The organism is Acidaminococcus hominis (genome assembly GCF_022484025.1).
Taxonomy (GTDB): domain Bacteria; phylum Bacillota; class Negativicutes; order Acidaminococcales; family Acidaminococcaceae; genus Acidaminococcus; species Acidaminococcus hominis.
Genome location: NZ_JAKVMG010000001.1, coordinates 1,094,670 through 1,120,650 on the forward strand (window position 1 = coordinate 1,094,670; position 25,981 = coordinate 1,120,650).

Consider the following 25,981-nt stretch of genomic DNA (forward strand, 5'->3'; position numbering starts at 1 on the left):
ATGTCACCTTCCTTGAGACCAGAATTCCGCAATTTCCCCGGCGGGGAGCTTCCATAAACGGTTCAGTTCCTCAAATTTTTCCCGGTACAGTTCCCGCATTTCCTGGAACCGCACGGAATCCTGCATATTTTTCCGGGTTGTCTCCCCCATGGAAAGAAGCCCCTTTTCCTGGTGCAGCAAATTGAGTTCACAAAAAACGGCAAGGACCTGGGAGCCCAGAAGGTACCCCTCCCGGGTGGTCTGCCCCAGCACCTGCTCCACCGGCAGCGCCGGCTTTTCCCGCAGCATTTCCCTAAGGGCTGCATAGCAGCGGCGCATACCGTTCAAATCCGGATACTGCCGGCGCAGCTGTTCCACCTCTGCCACCAGTTCATCCCGGTCGTAGAGCAGGTACAGCAGGGCAGGCTGGTCTGGGCCCAGGGGAAAGTCCTTGGGGTTCATCACCCGCCGGGCCCCGCTGTCGTAAAACACCACTGCCTCCGCTTCCTTGGGAAGGGGCTCCCCGTAAATCAGGACCTGGGCCTTGCCGCTGAGGGCAGCCTGGGTCTCCATATCCTGGACATATACTACCGTTTTTTTGTGTTCTTGTAAAATCCCCTGCAAAAGTGTTTTTCGGTCCGTATTGTCCTGCCGCCAGTCCAAGATGGTATAGGGGGACATAACCCCGCATACTTCTAGGTCCACCGACGTTTTGCCCCGAAAAACATTGAGACGGGGTGAAAAGGCAACCACCGCCTGTTCCCCGCCGTAAAACGTATGGTACTGGTCCCCTGCCTTCCACAGAAGACCCTTATAATTGCTTTTGCCGTGGGCCACCGTGAGTTTCAAATGGGTTTTATCCCGGCCCAGCAGCGCAACCTCCGTAATTTTTGCCTTGGCAAAGCCCAGCACAGGAGAAGGATTCCCCATGCCAAACGGTGCCAGCTGATCCAATTCTTCTACCAGGTGTTCGTCCACCGGCATTCCTTCCGGCACAAAATAATCGGGCTGGAGGGAGGGCTGGTAGGGAATGCCCTGAAGCTGCTCCTTGACGGCAGCCTGGAAAGCCTGCCGAAAGGCCGGCAATTGCCGGGTTTCCAAAGTCAGTCCCGCCGCCTGGGCGTGGCCGCCAAACTGGAGCAGGTATTCCTTGCAGCTTTGCAGTGCATTGTACAGCTGCAGAGGCGGTATGCCTCGGCAGGAGCCTTTGGCCGTTTCCCCCTGGATGGACAGCAGCACCGAAGGCAAATGGTACTTTTCCGTTATCCGGGAGGCCACAATGCCGATAACCCCTGGGTGCCACCCTTCGGCTCCCAGCACAATGCCCCATTCCGGACTGCCCAGCTGGGACAGCTGTTCTTCTGCTGCCTGGAAAATCTCCTGGCTGATGGCCTGCCGTTCCTGGTTGGCCGTATTCAGCTTCTGGGCCAGGCTTTGGGCTTTCTTAGGGTCATCGGTGGTGAGCAGCTGCACCGCTGCCATGGCGTCATCTAGCCGGCCAGCAGCGTTGATTCTGGGGCCCAGGCCAAAGCCAATGGTGCCCGCGTTGACAGCTGCGTCCGGGCTGATGGAAACGTCTAACAGCGCCTTTAGTCCCGGCAGGGACGTCTTGCGCATTTTGGCAAGCCCCCGGCGGACAATTTCCCGGTTCTCTCCCAAGAGGGGAACCATGTCCGCCACGGTACCCAGGCTCACCAGTTCTATCAGTTCGTCCCAGTATTCCTGGGTGTGGTGAAGCCGCTGGTACAGGGCCTGGCAAAGCTTTAGGGCCACCCCTACCCCGCAGATTCCCTTATTGGGATATTGGTCTCCGGGCTGGTTGGGATTTACCACTGCATAGGCCGGGGGCAATTGGGCCGGCGGCAGATGGTGGTCCGTAACAATAATGTCCATGGAACTGGGCGCCCCAGCTACTTCCTGGTACCCGCTGATGCCCGTATCCACCGTAACCAGCAAGGTAGTGCCCCCTGCCGCAAGAGTTTCCAGGGCGGTGCTGTTAAGGCCGTAGCCTTCTGTATCCCGCCGGGGAATATACACCTTGATTTTAGCCCCTTCCCCGGTGAGATAGCGATATAGCAGGGAACTGGCCGTGGTCCCGTCCACATCGTAATCCCCGTAGACCGTAATGGTTTCCTTTTGTTCCAGGGCCCTAAGAATCCGGTCCACAGCCTTGTCCATATTGAGCAGCAGGAAGGGGTCCAGGTAGGGCTGCTCCACTCCTTCCAGAAATTCCTTGATTTGATTGGGCTCCGTAATTTTCCGGCGTACCAGGATTTCCGCCAAAAGCGGCGAAATTCCTGTGTCCCGGCTGAGCTGCCGGGCCTGGTCCTGTTCCTGTTCCGGTATGGCTTCGATTTTTCTATATAGCATACAGCGTTCTAGTCCTCCGGCCGGAAGGGTCTGATAATGGGATTCTGATCCTTTTTGGGGTCATAGCCCTTTCCGGCGAAATCGGACCGGGGCACCTTGGTTTCGGTAAACCGTGGTGCGGCAGCCTGCATTTCATCCAGTTCTTCTTCCAGCTGGCGGATTTGCTCCTTATATTTTCTTTCTTTCATAAAATGACTGGTTTTGGCCTTTAAAGTCCACAGGCTGGCGATGATAAAGCCCAAAATCAAACACCCCAGGATAATCAGGGCCAAGCTCATGGTAAAGTGCCAGAACAAAAAGCTGATTTCCACCGATACGGCATTTTGAATGGCAAAAATCGCTACAGCCAGGGAAATGATTCCCATGAGAATAATATACAGCATTTACATCCCTTCCTTTCCGCCCTCAGGCAAGTCCCCACCGCACTTTCCATTGCTTACTTCTTGTAGCCGGTTTTCCGGTCCACGATGTTCTGGAGAGGCTCGCCAGCCACGTAGCGCCGCAGATTTGCTGCTTCAATGTGCACAATGTTGTCCTGGGTGGCCTGGAGATGGAAATCTCCGGCAATATGGGGCGTAATGTACATATTGGGCGTATGCCACAGGGGGTCGTCCTGGGGCAGCGGTTCCACTTCCGTTACGTCCACCGCTGCGCCGGCCAAATGACCGCTTTCTAGGGCGGCCCTAAGGTCCTTTTGGACCACGGCACTGCCCCGGCCTACGTTGATGAAATAGGCACCCTGCTTCATGGCGCCAAAAAGCTTGGCGTCATACAGGTGGGTGGTGGCAGGGGTTCCCGGCAAAACGGAAACCACAATATCGGCCCGGGCAAGCAGCTCCGGCAAATGTTCCATCAGACCCATTTCGTCGGCTTCCGCCGGTTTTTCCCCGTGACGGCGGCGCACACCGATTACGTAGGCGCCCATGGCCTTCACCAATCTGGCGTAGGCTTTGCCAATATCCCCAAAGCCAATCACCAGCACCACGGCATTCTTTAGGGAGGTAACGGTGCCTTCATCGTGCCACAGCCCTTGCTTTTGGTTATCGTAGTAACGGTAGAGTTTTTTCAGCATGGCCAAGGTAAGTGCCAGCATATGCTCAGAAAGGGCCTGACCGTAGGCACCGGTGGCATTGGTGAGCTGTACGTCTTCCGGCGTCACCCCGGGCTTGCAGTAGGCATCTGCGCCAGCGGAATTCAGCTGCAGCCAGCGCAGCTTGGGCAGCTGGTTCACCCATTCCGGACGAATATTGCCCAAAATCACTTCCGCTTCCTTTAATTTTTCCAGGTCCTTGCCATAATAAAACGCTGCTTCAGGAGCCGCCTTTTCCAATTCTGTTTTATGGTAAGCCAAAACCGGCATAGTTACTGCAATCTTCATATGCTTCACCCTTTCTCCTAATAAAAGAAAACGATTATCAATTGAATTTATTTTGCATTTTATCTATTTTATTTTACAAGATTCCGGCCCATGACTCAAATACTTGTTCCTTTGTTCGCCAAATTTCTTGTATTTATACAAATACTGATAAAAGTGTAACAAAAAATGGATATATGACAATGCATATACCCATCTTTCGGAGCCGGCTGTCCCTCCAGGGAAAACCACACCGGCTTAATTTTCTGCTGCTGCCAGGTTTGTTTCACCGCTAAAACACTTCGTCCACGTGAATCTCCAGCAGTCTGTCCATAAAGGACTTGCCGTTCAGGCAGCGTTCATTTAGCAGCTGTTCCACCATGGAAACCCCCACCGGCCACCGGATAAATGGCGCCTTATCGATGGAATGGTCCGGACTGATGGGGATTCTGCACAGCCAAACCAAATGGGGCTTGAACTGGTACATCACCAGGTCCCCGTATAAAGAGTCGCTCTGTACCGGCTGGATAATATATTGGTTGCCGTTCAGGGAAAATACTGCTTCATGTCCTCTAGATAATAAACAGATGAGTTCATCAAGTTCAATTCCCAAATATCCCATTTTTGCTCCGACCTCCTAGTACTTGGCAACAAAGTTCTCTTTATATAATACCATAGAAGCGGCCGATGAAAAATAGTCTTTTCTGAGAAAACTCTCCTGCCCCAGGGAAAACAAAACGGATGCACCCGAAGGCACATCCGCTTAGGGAGCCTGAAACTCAGGCCGCTTTTTTCAATTTTTTCCGCAGGAACAGCCACATGGTCCCGGACAGGAAAGTAGAGGTATAGAAACCGCTGGAGAAGCCCACCAGCATGGCGAAGGAGAAATTGTGGATGGTTTCCCCGCCAAACAGGAAGATGGCTACTACAGCAAACAGGGTGGTCAGGGTGGTGTAGATGGACCGGGTCATGGTCTGCCAAATACTGTTATCCACCATATCTTCCATACTTTCATTCCGTCTGTGGGTATGCAGGTTTTCCCGGATACGGTCGAAAATAACGATGGTACCGTTAACGGAATAGCCTACTACCGTCAGCAGGGCTGCTACAAAGGAAGAATCGATTTCCAGATGCAGCAGGGAGAAGTAGCTCAAGGTCACCATAACGTCGATAATCAGGGCGATGATGGCTGCCAGGGCAAAGCGCAGTTCAAAACGGAAGGTAATATAGGCAATCATCAGCACCCAGCTGAGTACCACCGCGCCAATGGCCTGTTTGACCAGGTCGTTGCCCACCGTAGCGCCTACGTTCTCCACCTTCAGCACTTGGTTTTCTCCCAGCTTGGCGGTCAGGTCGTCCATAACGGCCTTACGCTGGCTGTCGCTGATAAGGCCGGTGCGGATCAGCACGGATTCACTGGTTTCCGTATTCTGGCCGTTGGTTCCCAGCTGGATAATGCTGCTGCCCAAATCATGGTCATCCAACACCGTCCGGACCTGGGAAGTGGAAACCGGCTGGGCAAACTTCAAATCAATGATGCTGCCGCCGGTAAAGTCGATGCCCAGGTTAAAACCCCGGGTAAACATGGAAACAATACCAACAATCAACACAATGGCCGTCAGAGAGAAGAAGATTTTGGCATGTTTTACAATGGAAAACTTTTTCATTGTGCCGCCTCCTCTTTTTTCTTCGGTGCCTTGGCACCAAATACGGCAGGATTCTTGGTGAATTCACTGCCCACCAGTGCCTTCAGGATAAATTTGGTTACGGTAATGGCCGTAAACATACTGATCAAGGTACCTAGTGCCAGGGTAACGGCAAAGCCTCTTACAGGACCGGTACCCAAATAGAACAGCACAGCAGCTGCCATCAGGGTGGTCACGTTGGAGTCGAAGATGGTCACAAAGGCCCGGGAGAAACCGGCATTGAGCGCAGCCCGGAGGGTCTTGCCCGACGCGATTTCTTCCTTAAACCTTTCAAAGATCAGCACGTTGGCATCTACGGCCATACCAATGGACAGGATGATACCGGCAATGCCCGGCAGGGTCAGGGTTGCATTAAGCCCCTTCATCACGGCCAGCAGCAGCAGGGTATAGAGCAGCAGCACAATGTCGGCTACCAGTCCGGACAGCCGATAGTACAGCAACATGAACAAGAATACGCCGGCCAGGCCAATGGCAAAGGCCTTGACGCTGGCATCCTTGGAATCCTGGCCCAGGGTAGGTCCTACGGTCCGGTTTTCCACGATTTCCAGTTTCACCGGCAGGGAGCCGCTGCGCAGCAAGATGGCCAGATGTTCTGCTTCCTGGGCATCCTTGGAGCCGGTAATCTGGGCGTTGCCGCCGGTAATGGGTTCATTGACCCGGGGAGCCGTCAGCACTTCCCCGTCTAACAAAATGGCAATCTGTTTGCCTACATTGGCCGCCGTCAGTTCACCGAACTTTTTGGCGCCCTCGTCATTGAACTGAAGGGTAACCACAGGCTGACCGCTTTGGTCTACGCTGGCTTTGGAATCCTTCAGATCCTTACCGGTAAGCACCGTGTTGCCATTCATGTCCTTAAATTCCAGCATGGCCGTACGGCCCAGCATGGCAATGGCTTTTTCAGGATCCTTGACCCCGGGGAGTTCCACAATAATCCGGTCCCGGCCCTGACGCTGGATTACCGGTTCGGTAAGACCCAGTTCATTGACCCGGCGTTCAATGATTTTGATGGAACGGTTGATGGCATCATCGTCCACCTTGGACTCCGGTGTATCCTGGGCCTGCAAAACCACGTGGGTGCCGCCCTGCAAATCCAGGCCCTGTTTTACCGTACTAGCCAGCGGCTTGATGAATACGGCAAAAGAAATCAAAATGGCCAGCACCGAAATCAGCAGCTTGGCCCGATTTTTACCCTTCAAGATGATTCCTCCTTGACATCGTTACCGGCAGACCCGCAGGCCCTTTTCTGTACACAGGTAACGAATTTTTGCGTCGTGCGCATTCACAGGCAGTTCTTTCAATACCTGTGCTTCATAGCCTATAGCCATGGTAACTGCTTTGGTGCATCTGGGCAGGAAGCGGTCATAGTAGCCCTTGCCCTTGCCCAGCCGGTCGCCCTGGGCCGTAAAGCCCAGACCGGGAACCAGCACCAGGTCAATATCTTCAGGAGCGATGACTTCCACCGGTTCCTGGGGCGTACGGATGCCGAAGCGGTCCGTGCCCAATTTTTTTAAAGAAACCAGCCGAACAGCCTGCATCTGCCCTTCTTCCTCCAGGATGAAGGGGACGCAGACTGTTTTGCCCATACTGAGCGCCGTAGAAATGGAGGCGTCCACGCTGGCTTCCCCTGGCACTGCCAGGTAGGCCATAATGACTTTGCCTTCCAGGAACAAACGGCTGTTGGAAATATGGCTGTTGATTTCTTTATGGAATTTGTGCAGTTCCCGCTGATTCAATTTTTTGAGTTTCTCTTTGATTTCCAGGCGAACTGTCTTTTTTTCCATTATTTAGACTCCTCACTGGTTTCTGCAGCCGGTTCAGCTTTGGCAGCATCGGCAGCGTTTTCTGCAGGAGCTTCAGCCTTGGCAGCTTCCGGAGCCTTGGCTTCTTCCTTCACTTCTTCCTGGGTTTCTTCTTTGGGGCTGTTGTCCTTGTCAAAAGCAGAGGTCAGCACAGTGCCCACAGCAGAACGGCGGATATGGAATTCCACGTTTTCTGCCACTTTAATACGCAGTTTGTCTTCCTGCACCTTGGTGATAACGCCGAAAATGCCCCCGATGGTCACAATCCGGGTACCGACCTTCAGCGCGTTGAGCATGTCTGCTCTCTTTTTCTGATCTCTCTTCTGGGGACGGTAGATCATCATGTAGAAGATCGCCGCCATCAGAATGAAAGGCCAGGCCATTTGAATCATACTTTCCATTCGATTACCTCCCTGTAGTGTTGTAATTCTCTAAGAACGCTGCCCGAAATTCCGGGAACGTGTCATTAGCAATTGCCTTGCGCATATTCTCTGCAAATTTTAACAGAAAATGGAGATTATGTATAGACAGCAGCCGCAATGCCAGGATTTCTTCTGCCTTAAACAGGTGGCGGATATAGGCCCGGCTAAAGTGGCGGCAGGTATAACAATCGCAGTTTTCGTCAATGGGGCGGAAGTCCTCCATATAGGCAGCGTTCCGCACTACCAGCCGGCCGGTAGGCAGCATGGCCGTACCGTTTCTGGCTACCCGGGTGGGATACACACAGTCAAACATATCCACCCCCAGGTTGACCCCTTCCACCAGGCAGTCCGGCGTGCCAACGCCCATCAGATACCGGGCTTTGTCCTTGGGCATCCACTGGGTGGTTTTTCCCAGGATATCGTACATGAGAGGATGGGGTTCCCCTACGCTGAGGCCGCCGATGGCAAAGCCGTCAAAATCCATGGACGTAATGGCTTTGGCACTGTATTCCCGCAGGTCCGGATACATGCCCCCCTGAATAATGCCGAACAGGCCCTGGTCATCCCGGGTTTTGGCGTCCAGGCAGCGCTTGGCCCAGCGGGTGGTCCGCTCGGTGGACTGCTTGGCGTAGGCGTGGTCCGCAGGATAGGGAATGCATTCGTCAAAGGCCATAATAACGTCGGCCCCCAGGTCTTCCTGGGCTTTGGTAGCCACTTCCGGATTCAGGAACTGCTTGGAGCCGTCCAAATGGGACCGGAACATGACCCCTTCTTCCGTAATTTTCCGCATTTCTCCCAGGCTGAAGACCTGGAAGCCGCCGGAGTCCGTAAGCATCCCCCGGTTGTAGTTCATAAATTTGTGCAGGCCCCCGGCCTTCTTCACCAACTCCGTGCCAGGACGGAGGAACAGGTGGTAGGTATTGGACAGAATCACCTGGGAGTTCATGGCGTAGAGTTCTTCCGGGGTCAAGGTCTTTACCGTGGCCTGGGTACCTACGGGCATGAACATGGGGGTGTCAAAGGTGCCGTGGGGAGTGTGCAGCTTGCCCAGCCGGGCCCCGCTGCGGGGGTCTTCTTTAATCAGTTCGAAATAGACTTGGCGCATGGAATCTCCTTTACCGAATGAACATGGCATCGCCAAAGCTGAAGAAACGATACTTTTCCTGAACGGCCACCTTATAGGCGTTCAGGATCATTTCCCGACTGGTCAGGGCAGCCACCAGCATAATCAGCGTGCTTTGGGGCAGGTGGAAATTGGTGACCAGGGCGTCCACAATCTTGTATTGGTAGCCCGGGTAGATAAAGATGCTTGTCCAGCTGCCGCCGGGCTTTACAATCCCGTCTGCCCCAGCAGATTCCAGGGTCCGGACGGAAGTGGTGCCTACGGCAATGACCCGTCTGCCTTCCCGCTTGGCCCGGTTGATGGCTTCCGCCGCCTCCGGGGTCACCGAGTAGAACTCGCTGTGCATCTTGTGGTCTTCAATTCGGCTTTCGCTGACCGGCCGGAAGGTGCCAAGACCCACATGGAGGGTTACAAAAACTTCTTCCACGCCCATATCCTTGATTTTTTTCAGCAGTTCTTTGGTAAAGTGCAGGCCGGCAGTAGGTGCCGCAGCGCTGCCCCGTTCCCGGCTGTACACGGTCTGGTACCGTTCCTTGTCGGCCAGGGGTTCGTGGATGTAGGGCGGCAGGGGCGTTTCTCCCAGCCGGTCCAGGATTTCCTCAAAGACGCCGTCATAGTGGAAGCGGGCAATCCGGCCGCCAAAATCGGTGGTTTCCAGAATTTCACAGCTCAGCTCCTCGCTGAAATTAATCTGGGCTCCCTTTTGCAGCTTCTTGCCGGGCCGTACCAGCACTTCCCAGTCCGTGGCATTTTTCCGGGTCAGCAGAAAAACTTCCACATGGGCTCCGGTGGTTTTCACCCCGTGGAGCCGGGCCGGGATTACCCGGGTATCGTTAAAAACCAGTACATCACCGGGTTTCAGGTATTCCGGCAGGTTGTAGAAATGCCGGTGTTCCAGTTCACCCGTTTTTTTATCCATCACCAACAGCCGGGAAGAATCACGGGGTTCCACCGGATGCTGGGCAATCAATTCCTGAGGCAGCTCATAATCAAAATCTGTAACGTCCATTTTTTCTCCTAATATTCTTTTTCCACCCGAATGCCCGGATAATAATGGGCCAGGATGGTTTTATAATAATCTTTCTTACCCCGGGCTTCCCTGGACAGGGCCATGCCCCGGGCGCCCCACTGGCTAAGGCCAACGCCGTGGCCCCAGCCGCCTCCGGTAAAGGTCACCTTTTCCCCGGGTACGTCACTAAACAGCCGCAGATCCCCTACGGCCGTGCCGCCCTGGTCCTTTTCCCGGATGGGTATGGTTTTTTCCCCAATCTGATACCCATACCGGTTGGTAATGGGTACTTCTAACTTGTCCGGCCGTTCCGGTCCAATCTGGATTTCAAACAGGGTGCTGCTAAGGCCCAGCATGGAGCGGACCTTATTGCCGGGGATGGTCACAGAGCCCCGCTTGCCAATAAAGGTCATGCGCTTCACCCGGCCGGAGGTTCCCCGGTCCGGGGTCCATTTCATGGGCGCCGCTGCCCGGGCGGACAGCCGGATGCCCTCCAGGTCCCCCACATTGTAGCCGTTCTGGCTCAGCAGCCGGTTCAGCTGGACCTTGGTAAAGCTTTTGGTCCAGGTGTACTGGGGGGAATCCTTGTCCTCATCGGGCACTGCCTGAAGATAGGGAATATCCTTTCCCCAAACATTGTAGGCGGATTCCGTATACCCGCCGCTGCTGCTGTGAAAGAAGGCCTGAATCAGGTCTCCCTTGTAGGTAGCCGCCATTCCTTCCGTTGCGTCCACCAGTTTGTTGGTGTTGGCGTGTTCTGCCGCCGCCCCGCCGTAGACCTGTCCCATATCCGTAGCTTTGATGTCAAAGTTGGGGTACTGGTCCTTGTCCAGGTGGTACAGGGCAAAGGAGCGGGCAGCTACAGCCTGGGCCTTGATGGCTTCGTCGGGCCACAGGGGAATCACTTCCTTGGAAACCACCCCGTACAGATACTGCTCCACCGGCAGGGTATTTACCACCGTCAGGTTTTTCCGGCCGCTGTTTAAAAGCACGGTCAGGGCACCCCGGTAGTTTTTCTGGTTGATATAGATGGGGTTCTTGGCGTTGTCAGCTACCAGAGAAAGCTGACCCCCGGAAAGCTTCTTATCATCTGCATATAGGCTGCCGTTTTTTACACTGACAAAATGCTGGCCCGGCGAAAGCACGGTAGTTTTCCCGCTTCCGTCAATGACCTTGATTTTGCCCTTGGACTGCACCTGGGCGGAAAACTGCTCCACTGCCAGGCCCACCCGAATTTTCGGGCCGCCTCCTGCTGCCAGGGCAAGACCCTGGAACAGAAGAACCAGACATACAACTCCGATGATCGTCAGCTTTTTCTTCATAGGCTGCTGCCTTCCTGCTGGGGCTGGGCCGCCGGGTGCTTCTTCTTTTTCACCCGTTCATACCGATCCCGCTCGCTGAAGATGCAGCCGCAGTAGGGCTGCCGGTACATTTCCAGCTCCAGGCTGATGTCCACTCCTTCCTGGTAGCCAACCCGGAAATCTTCATAGTAGAAGGGAATCCCCTCCCGCTCTGCGATTTCTTCGGCAATTTCCTTAATCAATTCATGCTTTTGGTAGGGACTCACCAGCAGCGTGGTGGAAAAGGCATCAAAGCCGTTTTCCTTGGCGTAGCGGGCTGCCGCCTCCAGGCGCACCCGGTAGCAGTAGGCACAGCGCACGGTGGGTTCGTCCAACATACCCCGGAGGGTCTGCTCCAGGGGATAGCTTTTGTCCACCACCAGTTTGTATTTTCGTTTTTCGCAGAATTCCCGCAGGGTATTCAGCCGCCGCTTGAATTCTTTATAAGGATGGATGTTGGGGTTAAAGTAATAAATTGTAAAGCTCTTTCCCTGCTCCGTCAAGGTTTTTACAGGATAGGTGGAACAGGGGCCGCAGCAGGCATGAAGCAATAGGTTCACGGTACATTCCTCTCTTCTGGATAGGGTACGCCCAAATACTGGTACGCCACAGCCGTAGCCTGCCGTCCCTTGGGCGTCCGATGCAGCATTCCCAGCTGCATCAGGTAGGGTTCATACACATCTTCCAGGGTTTCCGTTTCTTCGTTAAGGGACGCCGCCAGGGTATCCACCCCCACGGGCCGTCCCCCAAAGTCCACCACCAGCTTGTGCAGCAGCCGGCGGTCGTTCCGGTCCAGACCCAAATCGTCGATTTCCAGCCGCTGCATGGCTTCCCGGCAAACTTCCGTGGAAATATGGTCCAGATCCGCCACCTGGGCAAAGTCCCGCACCCGCTTGAGCAGCCGGTTGGCTACCCGGGGGGTACCCCGGCTCCGCCGGCCGATTTCGTAGGCCCCTTCCGGGTCTATCTTCACCTGCAAAATTTCCGCAGCCCGTTCCACAATAATCTGCAATTCTTCCGGAGTGTAGAATTCCAAATGGCAGATGACCCCAAAACGGTCCCGCAGGGGAGCCGCCACGGAGCCCATCCGGGTGGTTGCCCCAATCAGGGTAAACCGGGGCAAATCCAGCCGTACGCTCCGGGCTGCCGGCCCCTTGCCGATGATAATGTCCAGGGCGTAGTCTTCCATGGCCGAATAAAGGATTTCCTCTACGGTCTTGGGCAGCCGGTGGATTTCATCAATAAACAGCACATCACTTTCGTTCAGATTGGTAAGAATGGCCGCCAGATCCCCCTGCCGTTCCAAGGCCGGGCCGCTGGTAATGCGGATGTTTACATTCAGCTCGTTGGCAATGATATTGGCCAGGGTGGTCTTCCCCAGTCCCGGAGGCCCGTAGAGCAGCACATGGTCCAGGGCTTCCTTCCGTTTCAACGCCGCCTGGATAAAAATCTCCAGGTTCTTCTTCACCTTGGTTTGTCCGATATATTCCGCCAGGCGCCGGGGCCGGAGGCTGTACTGCCAGCCGTCCTGCTCCTGCTCCTGTCCTGCAATCACGCGATTGGTTTCTTCCATTAGCTCCTCCTGGCCATAAGCCGCAGCGCTGCCTTCAGCAGTTCTTCCGCCGTACTGTCAGGTGTTACGGGGAGCTTTTTCAGCACCTCCGCAATTTCTGCTTGGGTATAGCCCAGATAGGTCAGGCCGTCAGAGACCGCCCCCAGCACGCCGGTGCCTTCTTCCAGGCTTCCCAGATTTTCGCCGCCCCCAGCTTCTTCCGTGCCTTCCGGTCCCAGGATATCCTTCAGCTCCAGGAGCATCCGTTCTGCCGTTTTCTTCCCAATGCCGGGAAGCTTGGTCAAATACTTCAGGTCCCGGTTCTTTAGGGCTAGGTAGAAGGCATCTACCTTGGAGGCCGACAAAATACCCAGTGCCACCTTGGGGCCAATCCCGCTGACGGTAATCAACTGGGTAAACAGATTGTAGGCATCATAGGTCAAAAAGCCATACAGCTGGAGGGCGTCCTCCCGGACCGCCAGATAGGTGTACACCTTTGTCCGCTGATCCACCGTCAGCCGGCCCAGGTCCCCGGTATTCATGAAAATCCGGTACCCTACCCCACTGCTGGTTTCCAAAAGGCAAAAATTCACCCCAATATGGTCCACTCTGCCGTTAATAAATCCGATCATGATAACCTCTCCAGCAAATCTTTTTCCCGAATGGAATTCAGGCCGCAGATGCCAATGGCCAGGGCGTCCGCCACATCATCCGGTTTGGGTTTCTCCTGGATGTGCAGCAGCTTCTGGACCATATAGGTCACCTGATTCTTGTCCGCCCGGCCGGTACCGGTAATGGCCTGCTTTACCTGGATGGGGGTGTATTCAAACACCGGAATCCCAGCCAGGGCTGCTGTCAGCACAATAACGCCCCGGGCCTGTCCCACAGGAATAGCCGTATTCACGTTCCGGTTGAAGTACAGCTTTTCTACCGACATGAAATCCGGCTTGTAATCCGCAATCAATCCATTCAATTCTTCAAAAATCTTCTTCAGCCGCAATTCCGGCAGCATATCCTTATCCGTAAAAACGGCTCCGTAATGCACAGGAATCAGCCGGCTTTTTTCCAGACGAACCAGCCCGTAGCCGCAAATCGCCGTTCCCGGGTCGATGCCCAATACCAGCATAAAATTCCTCCTGATAGTGAAAAACCGGCCAAGCGGGGAAACCCCCAGCTGGCCGGCCATACTTCTTGTTATTCTTCAGGCAGGTCAGCGTTTGTATAAACGTCCTGCACGTCGTCCAGGTCCTCGAAGTTATCGAGCATCTTCTGTACCTTTACTGCATCTTCACCCGTAACGGTGATGGTGTTGTCAGGAATCAGGGACAACTCACTCATGGCAACCTCAATATTATGATCAGCCAGGGCTTTTTCCACGGCATCGTAGTCTTCCGGAGCGGTGGTAATCACATAGCTGTCATCTGTGGTTTCCATGTCTTCAGCGCCTGCATCCAAAGCGATTTCCATCAATTCGTCTTCAGAGGGAGCGCCTTCTTTTTCCACGGTGAATACACCTTTGTTTTTGAACATCCAGCCTACGCAGCCGGATTCACCCATGTTGCCGCCTTTGGAAAAGACGTGGCGCACATCGGCAGCCGTACGGTTCCGGTTATCCGTCAGGGCGCTGACCATAATGGCCACCCCTGCAGGGCCGTACCCTTCGTAGGTAATTTGTTCGTAATCAGAGCCTTCCGTGGTGCCTTCGCCCTTGGCAATGGCTCTTTTGATATTATCTTTAGGGATATTGTTGGCTTTAGCCTTGGACAGAGCCAACTTCAGCTTCATGTTGCCAGTAGGATCAGAACCTCCCATGCGGACAGCAATAGTAATTTCTCTGCCAATTTTCGTGGTAATCTTCCCACGCAGTGCATCTGTTTTCCCTTTTTTGAATTTAATATTTGCCCACTTAGAGTGTCCCGACATACAAATTCTCCTCCTACCTTGATATAGCTACTCGGCTATTTTATCACACTACGCTTATTTGCGCAAATATACCCGTTCCATATCCACGTTTTTCACGCCCTGCTGGGCCAATTCGTTGTCCCCGGCGCAGGTCATGGCGGTAGTGGCGGCAAAGCGCTTGAGCAGCACCCGGGTAATGCCCGGTTCTGTCATGGCTCCCGGTCCGTTCAGGCAGCCCTTTTCACAGGCCATGCCTTCAATATATTTCACATCCAGCTTACCGTCTTGATAATCCTTCAGGGCCTGCAAGCACTGGTCCAAACCGTTGCAGTACTGACCGCTTACTTCCAGGTTGTATTTTTCCTTGGTGTAGTCATTGACGGCGGTGCTTACCCCAGCTGCCTGCGGGAAGCTGCAGCCGTCAGCAGAGGAAGCAGCGTGGAACGGAGCGGCTTCGCAGTCCGCCGGGTTGATGCCCATGCTGTCCATCATGCATTTCAGTTCTTCAAAGGTCAGCACAAAATCGATGTCTTCGGGGTGTTCCCGGGCTTCTACCTTTTTGGCAATGCAGGGACCTACAAAAACCGTCAGCGCACCGGGATCGTCATGTTTTACAGCCTTGCTGCGGGCCACCATGGGAGATACGGTATCGGAAATGCAGTCCGCCAAAGCCGGTGCATGGCGTTTTACCGTAGCCACAAAGGCCGGGCAGCAGGAACTGGTCATCAGCTTCTGGGTGCCGTGTTCCACCTTTTCCACATATTCTTCCGCTTCGGAAATAGTGGTCATATCGGCGCCTACCGCCACTTCCCGGACTTCCTTGAAGCCCAGCTTCTTGCAGGCAGCCACAATCTGGCCCGGCTGTACCTTCAGGCCGAACTGGCCTACGAAGGAAGGTGCCAGCAGGCAATAGATTTTTTGGCCGGATTTGATGGCCTGGATCAATTGGACAATATGGCTGCGTTCTTCGATAGCGCCAAAGGGGCAGGCAGCCCGGCAGGCACCGCATTCTACGCAGATGTTCTTGTCAATTTCCGCTTTCTTGTTCTTGCCGGTATGCAGGGCGTGTACCTTGCAGGCATTTTCGCAGGGACGGGCAATTTCCGCTACAGCGCCGTAGGGGCAGGCCCGTTTGCAGTTACCGCATTCCACGCACATATCATAGTCGATGTGGGCCCGGCCCTGGTAAACGGAAATGGCCTTTTTGGGGCAGCCGTTCATGCAGCGGTGGGTCAGACAACGGCGGCAGATATCGGTGATCATATATTTGTTTACAGGGCAGGCGGAGCAGGCTTCCGGCAATACAGCAATCACGTGCTGGGTCCGATCCACCGGTTCCTCCAAGGCTTTTTGGGATGCCTGGATAATGTTCATATCCGTATCCATACCCAGGGCAACGTTGATCCGTTCCTTCAGGACGGCTCTTTCCTTGTGCACACAGCAACGCAGTCTGGGCGTGTTTTCGTTCACGATCTGCAGCACGTCATAAACGTGGTCCGGCAGATTCCCATCATACGTCATCTTGGCAAGCATGGTCAGCACTTTCCGTCTGATCTTGGTAATTTCTGTTACTTCCATTTTTTTTCCCCTCTGAATCGCGTAATCTACGTTGGATATCATACCATATTTCCTATAAAAAAATAAGGCGTTCCCACGAAATTTTACGTTTGAACTGAAACATTTTTAACACTTTATTCGACTTTTCTTATGACCCCTATTACAGGAGCTTAGACACCACTTGTGGCCGCATTTTTTACCCTGGAAAAGCCTTTTTTGCACGTAAGAAGAGCTTTCTGTCCCCAGGGAACAGAAAGCTCTCGATATACAAGTTCGGGGCCGGGCCCCATGCTTTCCAGGCCTTATTCCAGGCCCAGGGTCTTTTTCACTTCCGCTTCCAGCTGATCCTTGGCAATCACCTGGCTCTGCCGCACCTGCAAATAGGGCAGTTCGCTCATGCTGGCCGGAATGGTCAGCTTGGTAAGCTCGGCCAGGGTCTTCATGGCCTCAAAGGGATTCAGGTCCGCTTGTTCGTACTTATCAGGGTTCAAGGACTGCAGCACCACATCATTGAATTTGAAGGGGCTGGCCGTAGAAACCACAATGGAGTACGTGGGGTCATTGGTCATCAGCCGGTATTTTTCCAGTGCCTTGTAGGCTACTGCGGAATGGGGATCCATTACATACCCGTAATTGTTGTACACATCCCCGATGGTTTCCCGGGTTTCCACCTCGTCCACCCAGGTACCGAAAAAGTCCTTGAGAATCCGGCTTTGCAGCTCACTGTCAATGCTGTATTCTCCCTTGTCCGCCAGTTCCTGCATCCAGCCGGCCACCTTGGCTGCATTATGACCGGTCTCCTCAAACAGGAGCCGTTCCAGGTTGCTGGAAACCAGGATATCCATGGACGGAGAAATGGTCTTATGGAAAGGACGTTTCCGGTTGTAGACGCCCGTATTGATAAAGTCCGTCAGCACATTATTACTGTTGGAAGCGCAGATGAATTTGTTCACCGGCAGGCCCATGAGCTTGGCGTAGAACCCGGCCAAAATATCCCCAAAGTTCCCGGTAGGAACGGAGAAGTTGATGGGTTCGCCGTTTTCAATCCGGCCGCCGTTGACGGCTTCCGCATAAGCGCTGAAATAGTATACAATCTGGGGAACCAGCCGGCCCCAGTTGATGGAGTTGGCAGAGGAGAAGGCGCAGGCGTGTTCATCCAGTTCTTCAGCCAGTTTCTTATCGCCAAAGAGTTTCTTTACGCCGGTCTGGGCATCGTCGAAATTGCCTTCCACCGCAACGGCGTGAACGTTGTCGCCCTTTTGGGTAACCATCTGCAATTTCTGGATGTCACTAACCCCTTCCTGGGGATAGAACACGATGACTTCCGTTTCCGGCACATCGGCAAAGCCTGCCATGGCCGCCTTGCCCGTATCCCCGGAGGTAGCCACCAGAATCACCAGTTTTTTCTCTTCCCCGGTCTTTACCACAGCCTTGGTCAGGAACAGGGGCAGAATTTGCAGGGCCATATCCTTAAACGCACAAGTAGGTCCATGCCACAATTCCAGTACATCCAGGTCTTTCTTCAGCATGTGGAGCGGTGCAGGAAAATCCCCAAAGCGTTCTTTGCTGTAGGCAGTTTCCACACAGGTTTTTAGTTCTTCTTCACTATAATCTGTCAAGAACCTTGCCAGTACCGTAAGTGCCCGGTCACTGTAGGGCGTACCCCGCATAGCATCAATTTCAGCCAGGCTGATTGCAGGAAACTCTTTGGGTACAAATAACCCTCCATCAGTTGCCAAGCCATTGGAAATGGCGTGGGCTGAACTTACCATATCTGTTTTCCCTCTTGTACTAATGTATAACATAGTCCCCCTACTTTCTGCTTTACGCAATTGTATCATAGCATAAGCGCCCCTTGTACGCAACTACCTCGGCAATTTTCGCTCTATTTCAGCCGTTTCTTCTTCTTTTCTTATTGATTGGTAAAGTAGCTGCCTTCCACTGCCGCCAATAAATCGTCGGGTTTTAACAGCAGCTGCAGTCCCCGGTGCCCGGCACTGACCGCAATAATCTCCCAGTTTTTGGCCGTGTCGTCCAGGTATACCGGATAATGCTTCTTGGCGCCGATGGGGCTTACCCCGCCCCGGATATAGCCGGTAAGGCCCAGCACTTCCTTCAGATGCACCAATTCGGTTTTCTTGTTGCCGCTGGCCTTAGCCAGTGCCTTCAGGTCCAGCTCTCCGTTGCCCCGAATTACGGCAAACAGGACGCCCGTTTTATCTCCCCGGCAGCACAGGGTCTTAAACACCTGTTCTGGGGGCATTCCTACAGATTCTGCCACATGGACGGCGTCCAAATGGTCCGGATCTACCGGATAGCTTTTCAGTTCATAGTTGATATGGGCTTCGTCCAGAATACGAGCCGCATTGGTCTTCTTGACTTTCATATCCCCGCTCCTTTTGTTATAATAGTAAGCATACAGGTTTGATAAGCCCATCTGTAAGCTTATATTATATCAAGTAACGGAGTGATACACAAATGAAGATCACGATTGCTTGTGCCCAGATCCAGGTAGAACCTGGCAATCCGGAAGCCAATACAAAAAAGGCCCTGGCCTATTTGGAAAAAGCCAGAGCCCAGCAGGCGGACATTGTCCTGTTTCCCGAATTGACCATCCCCGGCTACCTTTTGGGAGACCTTTGGGAACAGAACGCTTTTCTCAGGGACTGTGAGGCCTGGGGCAAGGAACTGATTGCCGCCAGCAAGGACCTTTGCATCGTTTTTGGCAATATTGCCCTGGACCCTGAAAAAATCAACGAAGACGGCCGAATCCGCAAATACAACGCGGCCTTTGTGGCCCAAAACGGCAAACTGCTCCACGGCGGTCTGCCCTACCCCTTTATCAGCAAAACTGCCCTGCCCAATTACCGGGAATTTGACGACGGTCGGTATTTCCACAGCACCACCAAACTGCAGCTGGAATTGCCCGGCACCCCGTCTCTCAAGGAGCTGCTCCAGCCCGTACCGGTAACCATCCGGGGCCAGAAAGTCAAGCTGGGCATTATGCTCTGCGAAGACGGCTGGACGGAAAACTACTACTATAATATTCCCCAGCTGCTTAAAGAAAATGGAGCCCAGCTTCTCTGCAATATTTCCTGCTCCCCCTACACCTTCCACAAAAATGTCAAGCGGCACCGGATTTTTGCCGCCCAAGCCAAGGAATGCGGCATTCCCCTGGTCTACTGCAACAGCGTAGGGGTCCAAAACAACGGCAAAAACATCTTTACCTTTGACGGCTGCAGCACCTTCTACAGTGCAGATGGCCAAAGCCGCTCCGATGCACCGGCCTTCCAGGAAACCCTGCTTACGGCCCGGTTTGATCCTGCAACTGAGCAGCTGGAACTGACCAAAGCACCGGAACCGGAATTTTCCGATGCCAAGGAAATTTATACGGCGCTGCACTACGGGGCGTCCCAATTTCTTAAACAGATTGGTATCCAAAAAATGACCATTGGCGTCTCCGGCGGCATTGACTCTGCGGTAACGGCCGCCTTCTATGTGGACATTCTGGGAGCGGATAATGTGCTGTTGGCCAACATTCCCAGCCGCTATAATTCCTCTGTTACCAAAAACCTGGCCCAGCAAATGGCCCAGGCCCTGGGTACCCGTTACGTAATCATTCCTATCCAGGAAGTAGTGGACAAGACCATTGAGCAGCTGGGCCAGACCCCCATCCACAACTACGCTACGGGAGAAGATTCCAAGTTGACCATTACCCCCTTTGCTACGGAAAACATTCAGGCCCGGGACCGGGGTGCCCGGGTAATTGCCGGACTAGCAGCTTCCTTTGGGGGCGGCTTCTCCTGCAACTCCAACAAGGCGGAAATGACCGTGGGCTACGCCACCTTCTACGGCGACATTGCCGGCGTCCTGGCCCTTTTGGGAGATTTGTGGAAGCACCAGGTCTACGCCCTGGGCCACTACCTGAACGAAGAAGTTTTCCACAAAGAAGTGATTCCAGAGCAGATTTTCACCATTAAGCCCAGTGCCGAACTGTCCGAAGCCCAAACCGTGGGAAACGGCGGCGACCCCCTGGTCTACCCCTACCACGACTTCCTATTCCGTTCCTTTATTGAGGACTGGTACAAGACTTCTCCAGAAGACCTGCTGGGCTGGTACCTGGAAGGCACCCTGGAAGAACACCTGGGCTGCGCCCCAGGGCTGGTCAAGGAACTGTTCCCCACTCCCCAAGCCTTTATTGCAGACCTGGAGCGGTGGTGGAAAAACTTCTGCGGCCTGGCAGTAGCCAAACGGATTCAGGCCCCTCCCATCCTGACCATTTCCAAGCGGGCCTACGGCTACGACCACCGGGAAGCCCAAATGAAGCCTTTCTACTCCCGGAAGTATCAGGAAATGAAAGCCAAGGCCCTGTCCGGTGCCAATAGCTGATTTTTACGCACAAAGAAAAAGCGGTTCCAAGCCATTGCCTGGAGCCGCTTTTTGTATAAGTGTTTCAGCCTTGCATTGCCTTCTGGTAGAAGTCCCGGAGGATTTTGTCCATTTTCTCCTCGGAATCTCCGGGCGCAGCCTCGTAGACCTTTTCGTCCCCGTAGAAGAAAGTGGGGCAGTAATAATAGTTCCGGCCCTGGAGTTTTTCCGGTTCCTTGGTCTCACTGACCCGGACCAGGGGAATTTTCTTGTACTCCGGATGCTCTGCAAAAATGCCTTCCAAGGCATGGGAAGCCTTTTGGCAATAGGGACAGCCTTCCAGATAGATGAACAGCAATTCTTTTTTGTCCATTTTGATACACTCCTTTTCCTAGTGAAATAAAAAGTTTTATGTTAACCTGTTTGTAATATGCGTTGACCGTTCTTTTCCCGTCCCCTATAATGACTCATAGACCATTGGAGAAGGGATGACTAATTTCATGAAAGAAACACTAACGGCTGTTGCCGATCGGATTATGGCTGGGTACCGCCTGCAAAAGGACGATGCCATTGTACAGGAAATGCTGACCCTGCCCCTGGAAGACCTGCAGCGGGAAGCTGGACGCCTGCAAAAGCATTTCTGCGGCAACCATGTGGATTTCTGCACTATCATCAACGCCCGCAGCGGCCGCTGCGGCGAAAACTGCAAATACTGCGCCCAGGCCGCCTGCCATCATACGGACTGTGAAGAATACGGCTTTTTGCCCAAAGAAGAAATTATGAAAGTGGCCAAGGCCGACCAAGATGCCGGCGCCAACCGTTTTTCCCTGGTAACTTCCGGCCGGGCCCTGACCGGTAAGGATTTTGAGAAAGCCCTGGACACCTACCAGGAAATGCACAAAACCCTGACCATCGACCTGTGCGCCTCCCACGGCATACTCAGCCAGGAACAATTCCACCGGCTGGTACAAACCGGGGTTACCAGCTACCACCACAACATCGAGACCTCCCGGCGCTACTTCCCCCAGATCTGCACGTCCCACACCTACGATGACCGGATCCGGACCATCAAGGCCGCCCAGGCAGAAGGCCTGTGCGTATGCTCCGGCGGCATCATCGGCATGGGTGAAACCTGGCAGGACCGGCTGGATATGGCCTTTGAGCTGCAAGGCCTGGGAATTGAATCCATTCCCATCAACGCCCTGATGCCCATCCCCGGCACCGGTATGGAAGGTCGTCCTTCCTTGCCGCCGGAAGATATCCTGCGCACCATTGCCATTTTCCGCTTCATCAACCCTACGGCCAATATCCGTCTGGCTGCGGGCCGTAAACTGCTGCCGGACAACGGCAAGTCTGCGCTGCTCACCGGGGCTTCTGCTTCCATTACCGGCAATATGCTCACCACCTCCGGCACCACCATTGCAGAAGACATGGAAATGCTGGCGGAACTGGGGCTCACCAACCGATAAGTACAGCCTGAAACAGTTTTAAAAAAAGGTGTCTCAAAAGTAACTTTTGAGGCACCTTTTTTTGTGTCAGCTTAGAAGCATTCGCAGTTGACCATGAAGTAGGATCTGGGATGAGCGCAAACCGGGCAGATTTCAGGAGCTTTTTCAGCTTCAACAATGTGGCCGCAATTGGAGCAGATCCAAACGGTCTTTTCATTGCGTTCGAACATGGTCCCATCTTCTACCTTTTTCAGCAGAGCTTGGTATCTTTCTTCATGATGTTTTTCGATAGCGCCTACAGCTCTGAATTTATAAGCCAATTCGGTGAAGCCTTCTTTTTCAGCGGTTTCAGCGAAGCCTTTGTACATATCGGTCCATTCGTAATGTTCACCGGCAGCCGCATCTTTCAGGTTGGCAACGGTATCAGGAATGGAGCCGCCATGGAGAGCCTTGAACCAAATCTTAGCGTGTTCTTTTTCGTTGTTGGAGGTTTCCAGGAAGTTGGCTGCTACTCTTTCATAGCCTTCTTTTTTAGCTACGGAAGCATAATAACCATACTTGTTATACGCTTGAGATTCACCTGCAAAAGCAGTTTGTAAATTCTTTTCAGTTTGAGTACCTTTTAATTCTGGCATTGTCAATTCCCCCTATATTCTAGCATTTCGAGCGGATAAAAACGTTTCATGCATCCATCTCGATTACAGGTTTATTATAGGCCATTTTTAATAAAAAAGCAAGTATTTTTGATAATTATTTTCCATTAAATCTATTTCTAAAATCGTTTTTCTCCTCACCCTGCCAAAACAGCCGAATGGGCAGATTGGAGGAGCCCGGAGGCGAAAAATGGAAGGTAGCCCGACGGTCCGCAGGAATGGTGCCCACCACCATGTTTTCCCCGTCTCCGCTCCAACCAAAGGAAGTAGCGTCTTCCGGCAGGCGGATGTATTTGGCGGCCTTATCCTGTACGTCCAGCACCCCTTCCCCGGCATAGGGTCCTCCGTAGGGATTGAACCGGAGAATGGTATTGCGCTTGCCCTTGGTCCGGAAATTCACGTCGTACATTACCCCATAGTTGCCGTAATTGATGACCTTTTGGCCGGTGGTGGCGTCCACCCCGGTAACGTAGGGATTCTTGGCATTATCCGCCAGTTCCAGGCCCCAGATGGTGTTCTTATCCGCATCAAAGGGTTCCTCCAGGGTTACATGGCAGTTGGAGGTATTGAAGGTCCCCCGCAGCACATGGCCGCCTTCGTCAGGAGGCAGAATGGAAAACAGATCCGTAGAAATTTTCAGGTCCGCATTCATGGGCATCATGAGCACAGACACTTCTACGGGCTGGTCTGTTTCCAGGTCCACAATTCCCGTAACCAACTGCTGGGGCTTTACTACCAGGCCTTTGCCGCTGCCCAAAAGATCCTTGACCCCTAAAACTGCAAAGGGCTTCCGGCTGGGGACTGATCCATAGTAGCGTTCCTGGGCTTCCTTGCCCGCTTCCAGCCAGTCCGTATTGGGCCGGGAAACGCCATTTTTCCCCACCAACACCGAACTGGGCCGCAGGGACACCCGGCGCAGCACCACTGCCAGCCGTTTATCGGTTTTCATATCATTCACATGATGAAAAAACAGGCGCACCGGACCCTGCACCGTATCCCGGTACATGATGCCGCATTCCTTGACCATTTCTGGGCTATCAGAAAAGACCAGCTTGGGGCCATCCTGGGTAATTTTACCCTGAACTTCCTGGTATTCAGGAACACCCCCCTGCCAGTTGGGAGCATCGGCTGCAGCCCCTATATGCCAGGGCAGCAGGGACGCCAGCCCCATACACAAAAAACCAAACCATTTGACTTTCTTTTTCACACTATCCCTCCATTGGGTTGTTCTTATTTTTACGTTTTGCACGTTCCTTATTGTAGCACAAATCGGATACACAGATTTATTTTCAGAAATCATGCAAAAATCGAAATTTTGATATTGTTTATTTCCCATTAGGTCTGTATAATAAAGGCATAAATCAAAAGCTTATTATGCTTTGTTTCCATAGAAAGGCGGTCCTTGAATATGCAAATCCATTACGTCACTGCTAACCCCAGCGGCAACATCACACTTTTTGTCCTTGATTCCATCCCTCCTGAGCAGCGGAAGGTGGTCAATCGTTTTCTTTTGGAAATGGAACCAACGGCGGAACAGGTTGGCTGTTTTGCCGTTGCCGGGAACCACACTACCGTAACCATGATGGGCGGCGAATTCTGCGGGAACGCTTCCCGTTCCTCGGCAGCCTATGCCCTGCTGCTGCAAAATAAGGACCAGGGCGATTTTATGGTCAGCTGCTCTGGCTGCTCGGAAGCCCTGCCAGCCCGTGCCAAAAAGGTCAAGGACCGCACCTACGAAACGGTCATCAAACTCCAGCCCCCTCTGAAAACCGGCACCATTCCCCTTTCCTATGAACGGGAGAGTGTGGAGTGCCAGCTGATTTCCCTGCCGGGCATCGACCATTACATTTATTTCACCCCCAACCTGGATTATGTGGACAAAGAACAATTGTTCCAATCCCTTCAGCGGGAAGTTTCCCGGTGGCCGGAACCCGAGGCCTATGGGCTGATGCTGGTAGATCCAGGCAGTCTGGAGGTAATTCCCGCAGTCTATGTGTGCAAAACCGGCACCCTGTACTGGGAGAACAGCTGCGGTTCCGGTGCGGCTTCCGTGGCAGCAGCCCTGGCCCTGCGCCAAGGCCGTTCCCTGGAAGTAGAGCTGTCCATGCCCGGAGGCAAATTAACCGCCGGTGCCGATATCCAGGACGGCAAGGTGGTTTCCCTACACCTGGGTGGTCTGGTGGAATTTGGGGAAGAAAAAACTGCAGAGCTGAAATAAAGCAAAGTGAACTGCGTACCCGCTGGGCTTTCCAGCGGGTTTCTTTTGTCCAAAAGCTTTTTGGCGCACAAAAAAAGACTGTGAAAATTTCACAGTCTTACTTTTTGATTGGTGCCGAAGGCCGGACTCGAACCGGCACGCTTTGAGGGCGCTTGATTTTGAGTCAAGTGCGTCTGCCAATTCCGCCACTTCGGCAAAGCGTGATAGGTATCACAACAGTGATTATTCTATCATGCAGCAATCCCTTTGTCAACGAACTTTTTTTACTTTTAGAAAGTTTTCCGGAGAAAGAAAGGGCCGCAGCCACGCTGCAGCCCCTAGCTTATTTGGCAGGAACAATGGTTCCCTTGAATTTGTCTTCAATGAATTTTTTCACTGCCGCAGAATGGAAGATTTCCGCAATCTTCTTATATTCCGGCTTGTCCTTATCCTTTTCCCGGGCAGCCAGCACCATAACGGCTAACGGTTCATCGTCCGCTTCCCAGAACAGGCCCTGCTTCTTCACGTCCATACCGGAACTCATTACATAGTTCATGGTAATCACGGCCAGATCCACATCTGCCAGGCTTCTGGGCAGCTGCGCAGCCTCCAGCTCTCTAAACTGCAAATGTTTGGGGTTTTCCACCACATCGTTGACCGTGGCCTTAAAGCCCACCCCAGCCTTCAATTTAATCAGGCCAGCCTTTTCCAGGAGCACCAGTCCCCGGCCGCCATTGGTGGGATCATTGGGAATGGCCACTACAGCGCCGTCGGGCACAGCCTTCAGGTCATGAATCTTGTCACTGTAGATACCCATGCGCATCAGGATAGTGTTGCCAATGGGCACCAGTTTGGTATTGTTTTGGGTATTGAAGTTGTTCAAGAACGGTGCGTGCTGGTAACTGTTCAGGTCCAGATCGCCTTCCGCCAAGGCCTTATCCGGCGTAATGTAATCGGAGAATTCCACCACTTCCACATTCATGCCCTGTTTTTTGGCTTCCTCAGCCACTGCATGGACCACGTCCGCATGAGGCCCTGCCGTAGCACCAATTTTGATGGGCTTGCTGCTTGTCCCGCCAGCTTTGGAATCACTGCCGCCGCAGCCTGCGGCTAATAGAGCCAGTGCCAAAACGCCTGCCAGCACGGCTGCCAATTTGTTTTTCTTCATGAAGCATCTCTCCCATCTGTTAATTCATATCTGT

The 25,981-nt window shown here is 53.3% G+C and carries 26 protein-coding genes and 1 tRNA gene; 3 read left to right on the forward strand and 24 right to left on the reverse strand.

Translation table 11 applies throughout. The annotated features are described in order from the left end of the window. Positions 1-3 precede the first annotated feature (3 nt). The 19 genes from recJ to ybaK form a co-directional block, all read right to left on the reverse strand. The gene (gene recJ, locus LKE88_RS04680) at positions 4-2,349 is read right to left on the reverse strand and encodes a single-stranded-DNA-specific exonuclease RecJ (RefSeq protein ID WP_105327208.1); all 2,346 of its coding nucleotides are present in this window, start codon (positions 2,347-2,349) and stop codon (positions 4-6) included. Positions 2,350-2,357: 8 nt separating this feature from the next. After that, complete coding sequence (locus tag LKE88_RS04685) at positions 2,358-2,732, reverse strand: LapA family protein (RefSeq protein WP_105327207.1); 375 nt, start codon at positions 2,730-2,732, stop codon at positions 2,358-2,360. A gap of 53 nt (positions 2,733-2,785) precedes the next feature. Then, positions 2,786-3,727 (reverse strand): D-2-hydroxyacid dehydrogenase, encoded by a 942-nt coding sequence (locus LKE88_RS04690; RefSeq protein WP_105327206.1) that lies wholly within the window; start codon positions 3,725-3,727, stop codon positions 2,786-2,788. A 268-nt stretch (positions 3,728-3,995) separates the two neighbouring features. After that, positions 3,996-4,325, reverse strand: coding sequence for a hypothetical protein (locus tag LKE88_RS04695; protein ID WP_105327204.1), 330 nt, complete (start codon positions 4,323-4,325; stop codon positions 3,996-3,998). A gap of 157 nt (positions 4,326-4,482) precedes the next feature. Further along, the gene (gene secF, locus LKE88_RS04700; RefSeq protein ID WP_105327203.1) at positions 4,483-5,370 is read right to left on the reverse strand and encodes a protein translocase subunit SecF; all 888 of its coding nucleotides are present in this window, start codon (positions 5,368-5,370) and stop codon (positions 4,483-4,485) included. Then, a complete protein-coding gene (gene secD, locus LKE88_RS04705; RefSeq protein WP_105327202.1) occupies positions 5,367-6,605 on the reverse strand; it encodes a protein translocase subunit SecD in 1,239 nt (412 codons plus the stop codon). Before secD ends, secF begins: the two co-directional genes overlap by 4 nt. A 21-nt stretch (positions 6,606-6,626) precedes the next feature. After that, the gene (locus LKE88_RS04710) at positions 6,627-7,190 is read right to left on the reverse strand and encodes a 5-formyltetrahydrofolate cyclo-ligase (protein ID WP_105327201.1); all 564 of its coding nucleotides are present in this window, start codon (positions 7,188-7,190) and stop codon (positions 6,627-6,629) included. After that, entirely contained in the window at positions 7,190-7,609 is a 420-nt protein-coding gene (gene yajC, locus LKE88_RS04715; RefSeq protein WP_276802873.1) for a preprotein translocase subunit YajC, read from the reverse strand. The genes LKE88_RS04710 and yajC overlap by 1 nt, the downstream gene beginning before the upstream one ends. A gap of 4 nt (positions 7,610-7,613) precedes the next feature. After that, complete coding sequence (tgt, locus tag LKE88_RS04720; protein WP_105327199.1) at positions 7,614-8,735, reverse strand: tRNA guanosine(34) transglycosylase Tgt; 1,122 nt, start codon at positions 8,733-8,735, stop codon at positions 7,614-7,616. Positions 8,736-8,745: 10 nt separating this feature from the next. Continuing rightward, the gene (gene queA / locus LKE88_RS04725) at positions 8,746-9,762 is read right to left on the reverse strand and encodes a tRNA preQ1(34) S-adenosylmethionine ribosyltransferase-isomerase QueA (RefSeq protein WP_105327198.1); all 1,017 of its coding nucleotides are present in this window, start codon (positions 9,760-9,762) and stop codon (positions 8,746-8,748) included. An 8-nt stretch (positions 9,763-9,770) separates the two neighbouring features. Beyond that, positions 9,771-11,084: a SpoIID/LytB domain-containing protein gene (locus tag LKE88_RS04730; protein ID WP_105327197.1), complete on the reverse strand. Its 1,314-nt coding sequence runs from the start codon at positions 11,082-11,084 to the stop codon at positions 9,771-9,773. Next, positions 11,081-11,662: an epoxyqueuosine reductase QueH gene (locus tag LKE88_RS04735; protein WP_118286849.1), complete on the reverse strand. Its 582-nt coding sequence runs from the start codon at positions 11,660-11,662 to the stop codon at positions 11,081-11,083. Before LKE88_RS04735 ends, LKE88_RS04730 begins: the two co-directional genes overlap by 4 nt. Beyond that, complete coding sequence (ruvB, locus tag LKE88_RS04740) at positions 11,659-12,675, reverse strand: Holliday junction branch migration DNA helicase RuvB (RefSeq protein WP_105327195.1); 1,017 nt, start codon at positions 12,673-12,675, stop codon at positions 11,659-11,661. The genes LKE88_RS04735 and ruvB overlap by 4 nt, the downstream gene beginning before the upstream one ends. Then, entirely contained in the window at positions 12,675-13,286 is a 612-nt protein-coding gene (gene ruvA / locus LKE88_RS04745; protein WP_105327194.1) for a Holliday junction branch migration protein RuvA, read from the reverse strand. The genes ruvB and ruvA overlap by 1 nt, the downstream gene beginning before the upstream one ends. Then, positions 13,283-13,780 (reverse strand): crossover junction endodeoxyribonuclease RuvC, encoded by a 498-nt coding sequence (ruvC, locus tag LKE88_RS04750; protein WP_105327193.1) that lies wholly within the window; start codon positions 13,778-13,780, stop codon positions 13,283-13,285. Before ruvC ends, ruvA begins: the two co-directional genes overlap by 4 nt. 68 nt (positions 13,781-13,848) lie before the next feature. Continuing rightward, entirely contained in the window at positions 13,849-14,577 is a 729-nt protein-coding gene (locus LKE88_RS04755; protein WP_105327192.1) for a YebC/PmpR family DNA-binding transcriptional regulator, read from the reverse strand. Between the two features lie 54 nt (positions 14,578-14,631). Continuing rightward, positions 14,632-16,134 carry a 4Fe-4S dicluster domain-containing protein gene (locus LKE88_RS04760; RefSeq protein WP_105327191.1) on the reverse strand — a complete coding sequence of 501 codons (1,503 nt, stop codon included), beginning with the start codon at positions 16,132-16,134 and terminating at the stop codon, positions 14,632-14,634. A 281-nt stretch (positions 16,135-16,415) separates the two neighbouring features. Continuing rightward, on the reverse strand, positions 16,416-17,918 hold the full coding sequence (thrC, locus tag LKE88_RS04765; RefSeq protein ID WP_105327190.1) for a threonine synthase: 1,503 nt from the start codon (positions 17,916-17,918) through the stop codon (positions 16,416-16,418). Between the two features lie 107 nt (positions 17,919-18,025). Next, positions 18,026-18,499 (reverse strand): Cys-tRNA(Pro) deacylase, encoded by a 474-nt coding sequence (gene ybaK, locus LKE88_RS04770; protein ID WP_105327189.1) that lies wholly within the window; start codon positions 18,497-18,499, stop codon positions 18,026-18,028. A 92-nt stretch (positions 18,500-18,591) separates the two neighbouring features. On the opposite strand from ybaK, the gene nadE reads away from it, so the two are divergent. Further along, entirely contained in the window at positions 18,592-20,502 is a 1,911-nt protein-coding gene (gene nadE, locus LKE88_RS04775; protein ID WP_105327188.1) for an NAD(+) synthase, read from the forward strand. 64 nt (positions 20,503-20,566) lie between these two features. On the opposite strand, the gene LKE88_RS04780 is transcribed toward nadE, so the two are convergent. Then, the gene (locus tag LKE88_RS04780) at positions 20,567-20,854 is read right to left on the reverse strand and encodes a glutaredoxin (protein WP_105327187.1); all 288 of its coding nucleotides are present in this window, start codon (positions 20,852-20,854) and stop codon (positions 20,567-20,569) included. A 127-nt stretch (positions 20,855-20,981) separates the two neighbouring features. Between LKE88_RS04780 and bioB the strand changes: the two genes are divergently transcribed. Further along, entirely contained in the window at positions 20,982-21,950 is a 969-nt protein-coding gene (bioB, locus tag LKE88_RS04785; protein ID WP_105327186.1) for a biotin synthase BioB, read from the forward strand. 71 nt (positions 21,951-22,021) lie between these two features. On the opposite strand, the gene rbr is transcribed toward bioB, so the two are convergent. Both rbr and LKE88_RS04795 read right to left on the reverse strand, forming a co-directional pair. Beyond that, complete coding sequence (gene rbr, locus LKE88_RS04790; protein ID WP_105327185.1) at positions 22,022-22,564, reverse strand: rubrerythrin; 543 nt, start codon at positions 22,562-22,564, stop codon at positions 22,022-22,024. Between the two features lie 115 nt (positions 22,565-22,679). Beyond that, positions 22,680-23,789 (reverse strand): copper amine oxidase, encoded by a 1,110-nt coding sequence (locus LKE88_RS04795; RefSeq protein ID WP_105327184.1) that lies wholly within the window; start codon positions 23,787-23,789, stop codon positions 22,680-22,682. Between the two features lie 201 nt (positions 23,790-23,990). On the opposite strand from LKE88_RS04795, the gene LKE88_RS04800 reads away from it, so the two are divergent. Next, the gene (locus tag LKE88_RS04800; RefSeq protein WP_105327183.1) at positions 23,991-24,800 is read left to right on the forward strand and encodes a histidine racemase CntK family protein; all 810 of its coding nucleotides are present in this window, start codon (positions 23,991-23,993) and stop codon (positions 24,798-24,800) included. 109 nt (positions 24,801-24,909) lie between these two features. On the opposite strand, the gene LKE88_RS04805 is transcribed toward LKE88_RS04800, so the two are convergent. Further along, a tRNA-Leu gene (locus LKE88_RS04805) sits at positions 24,910-24,995 on the reverse strand. 127 nt (positions 24,996-25,122) lie between these two features. Further along, positions 25,123-25,947: a MetQ/NlpA family ABC transporter substrate-binding protein gene (locus LKE88_RS04810; RefSeq protein WP_105327182.1), complete on the reverse strand. Its 825-nt coding sequence runs from the start codon at positions 25,945-25,947 to the stop codon at positions 25,123-25,125. Positions 25,948-25,981 lie beyond the last annotated feature (34 nt).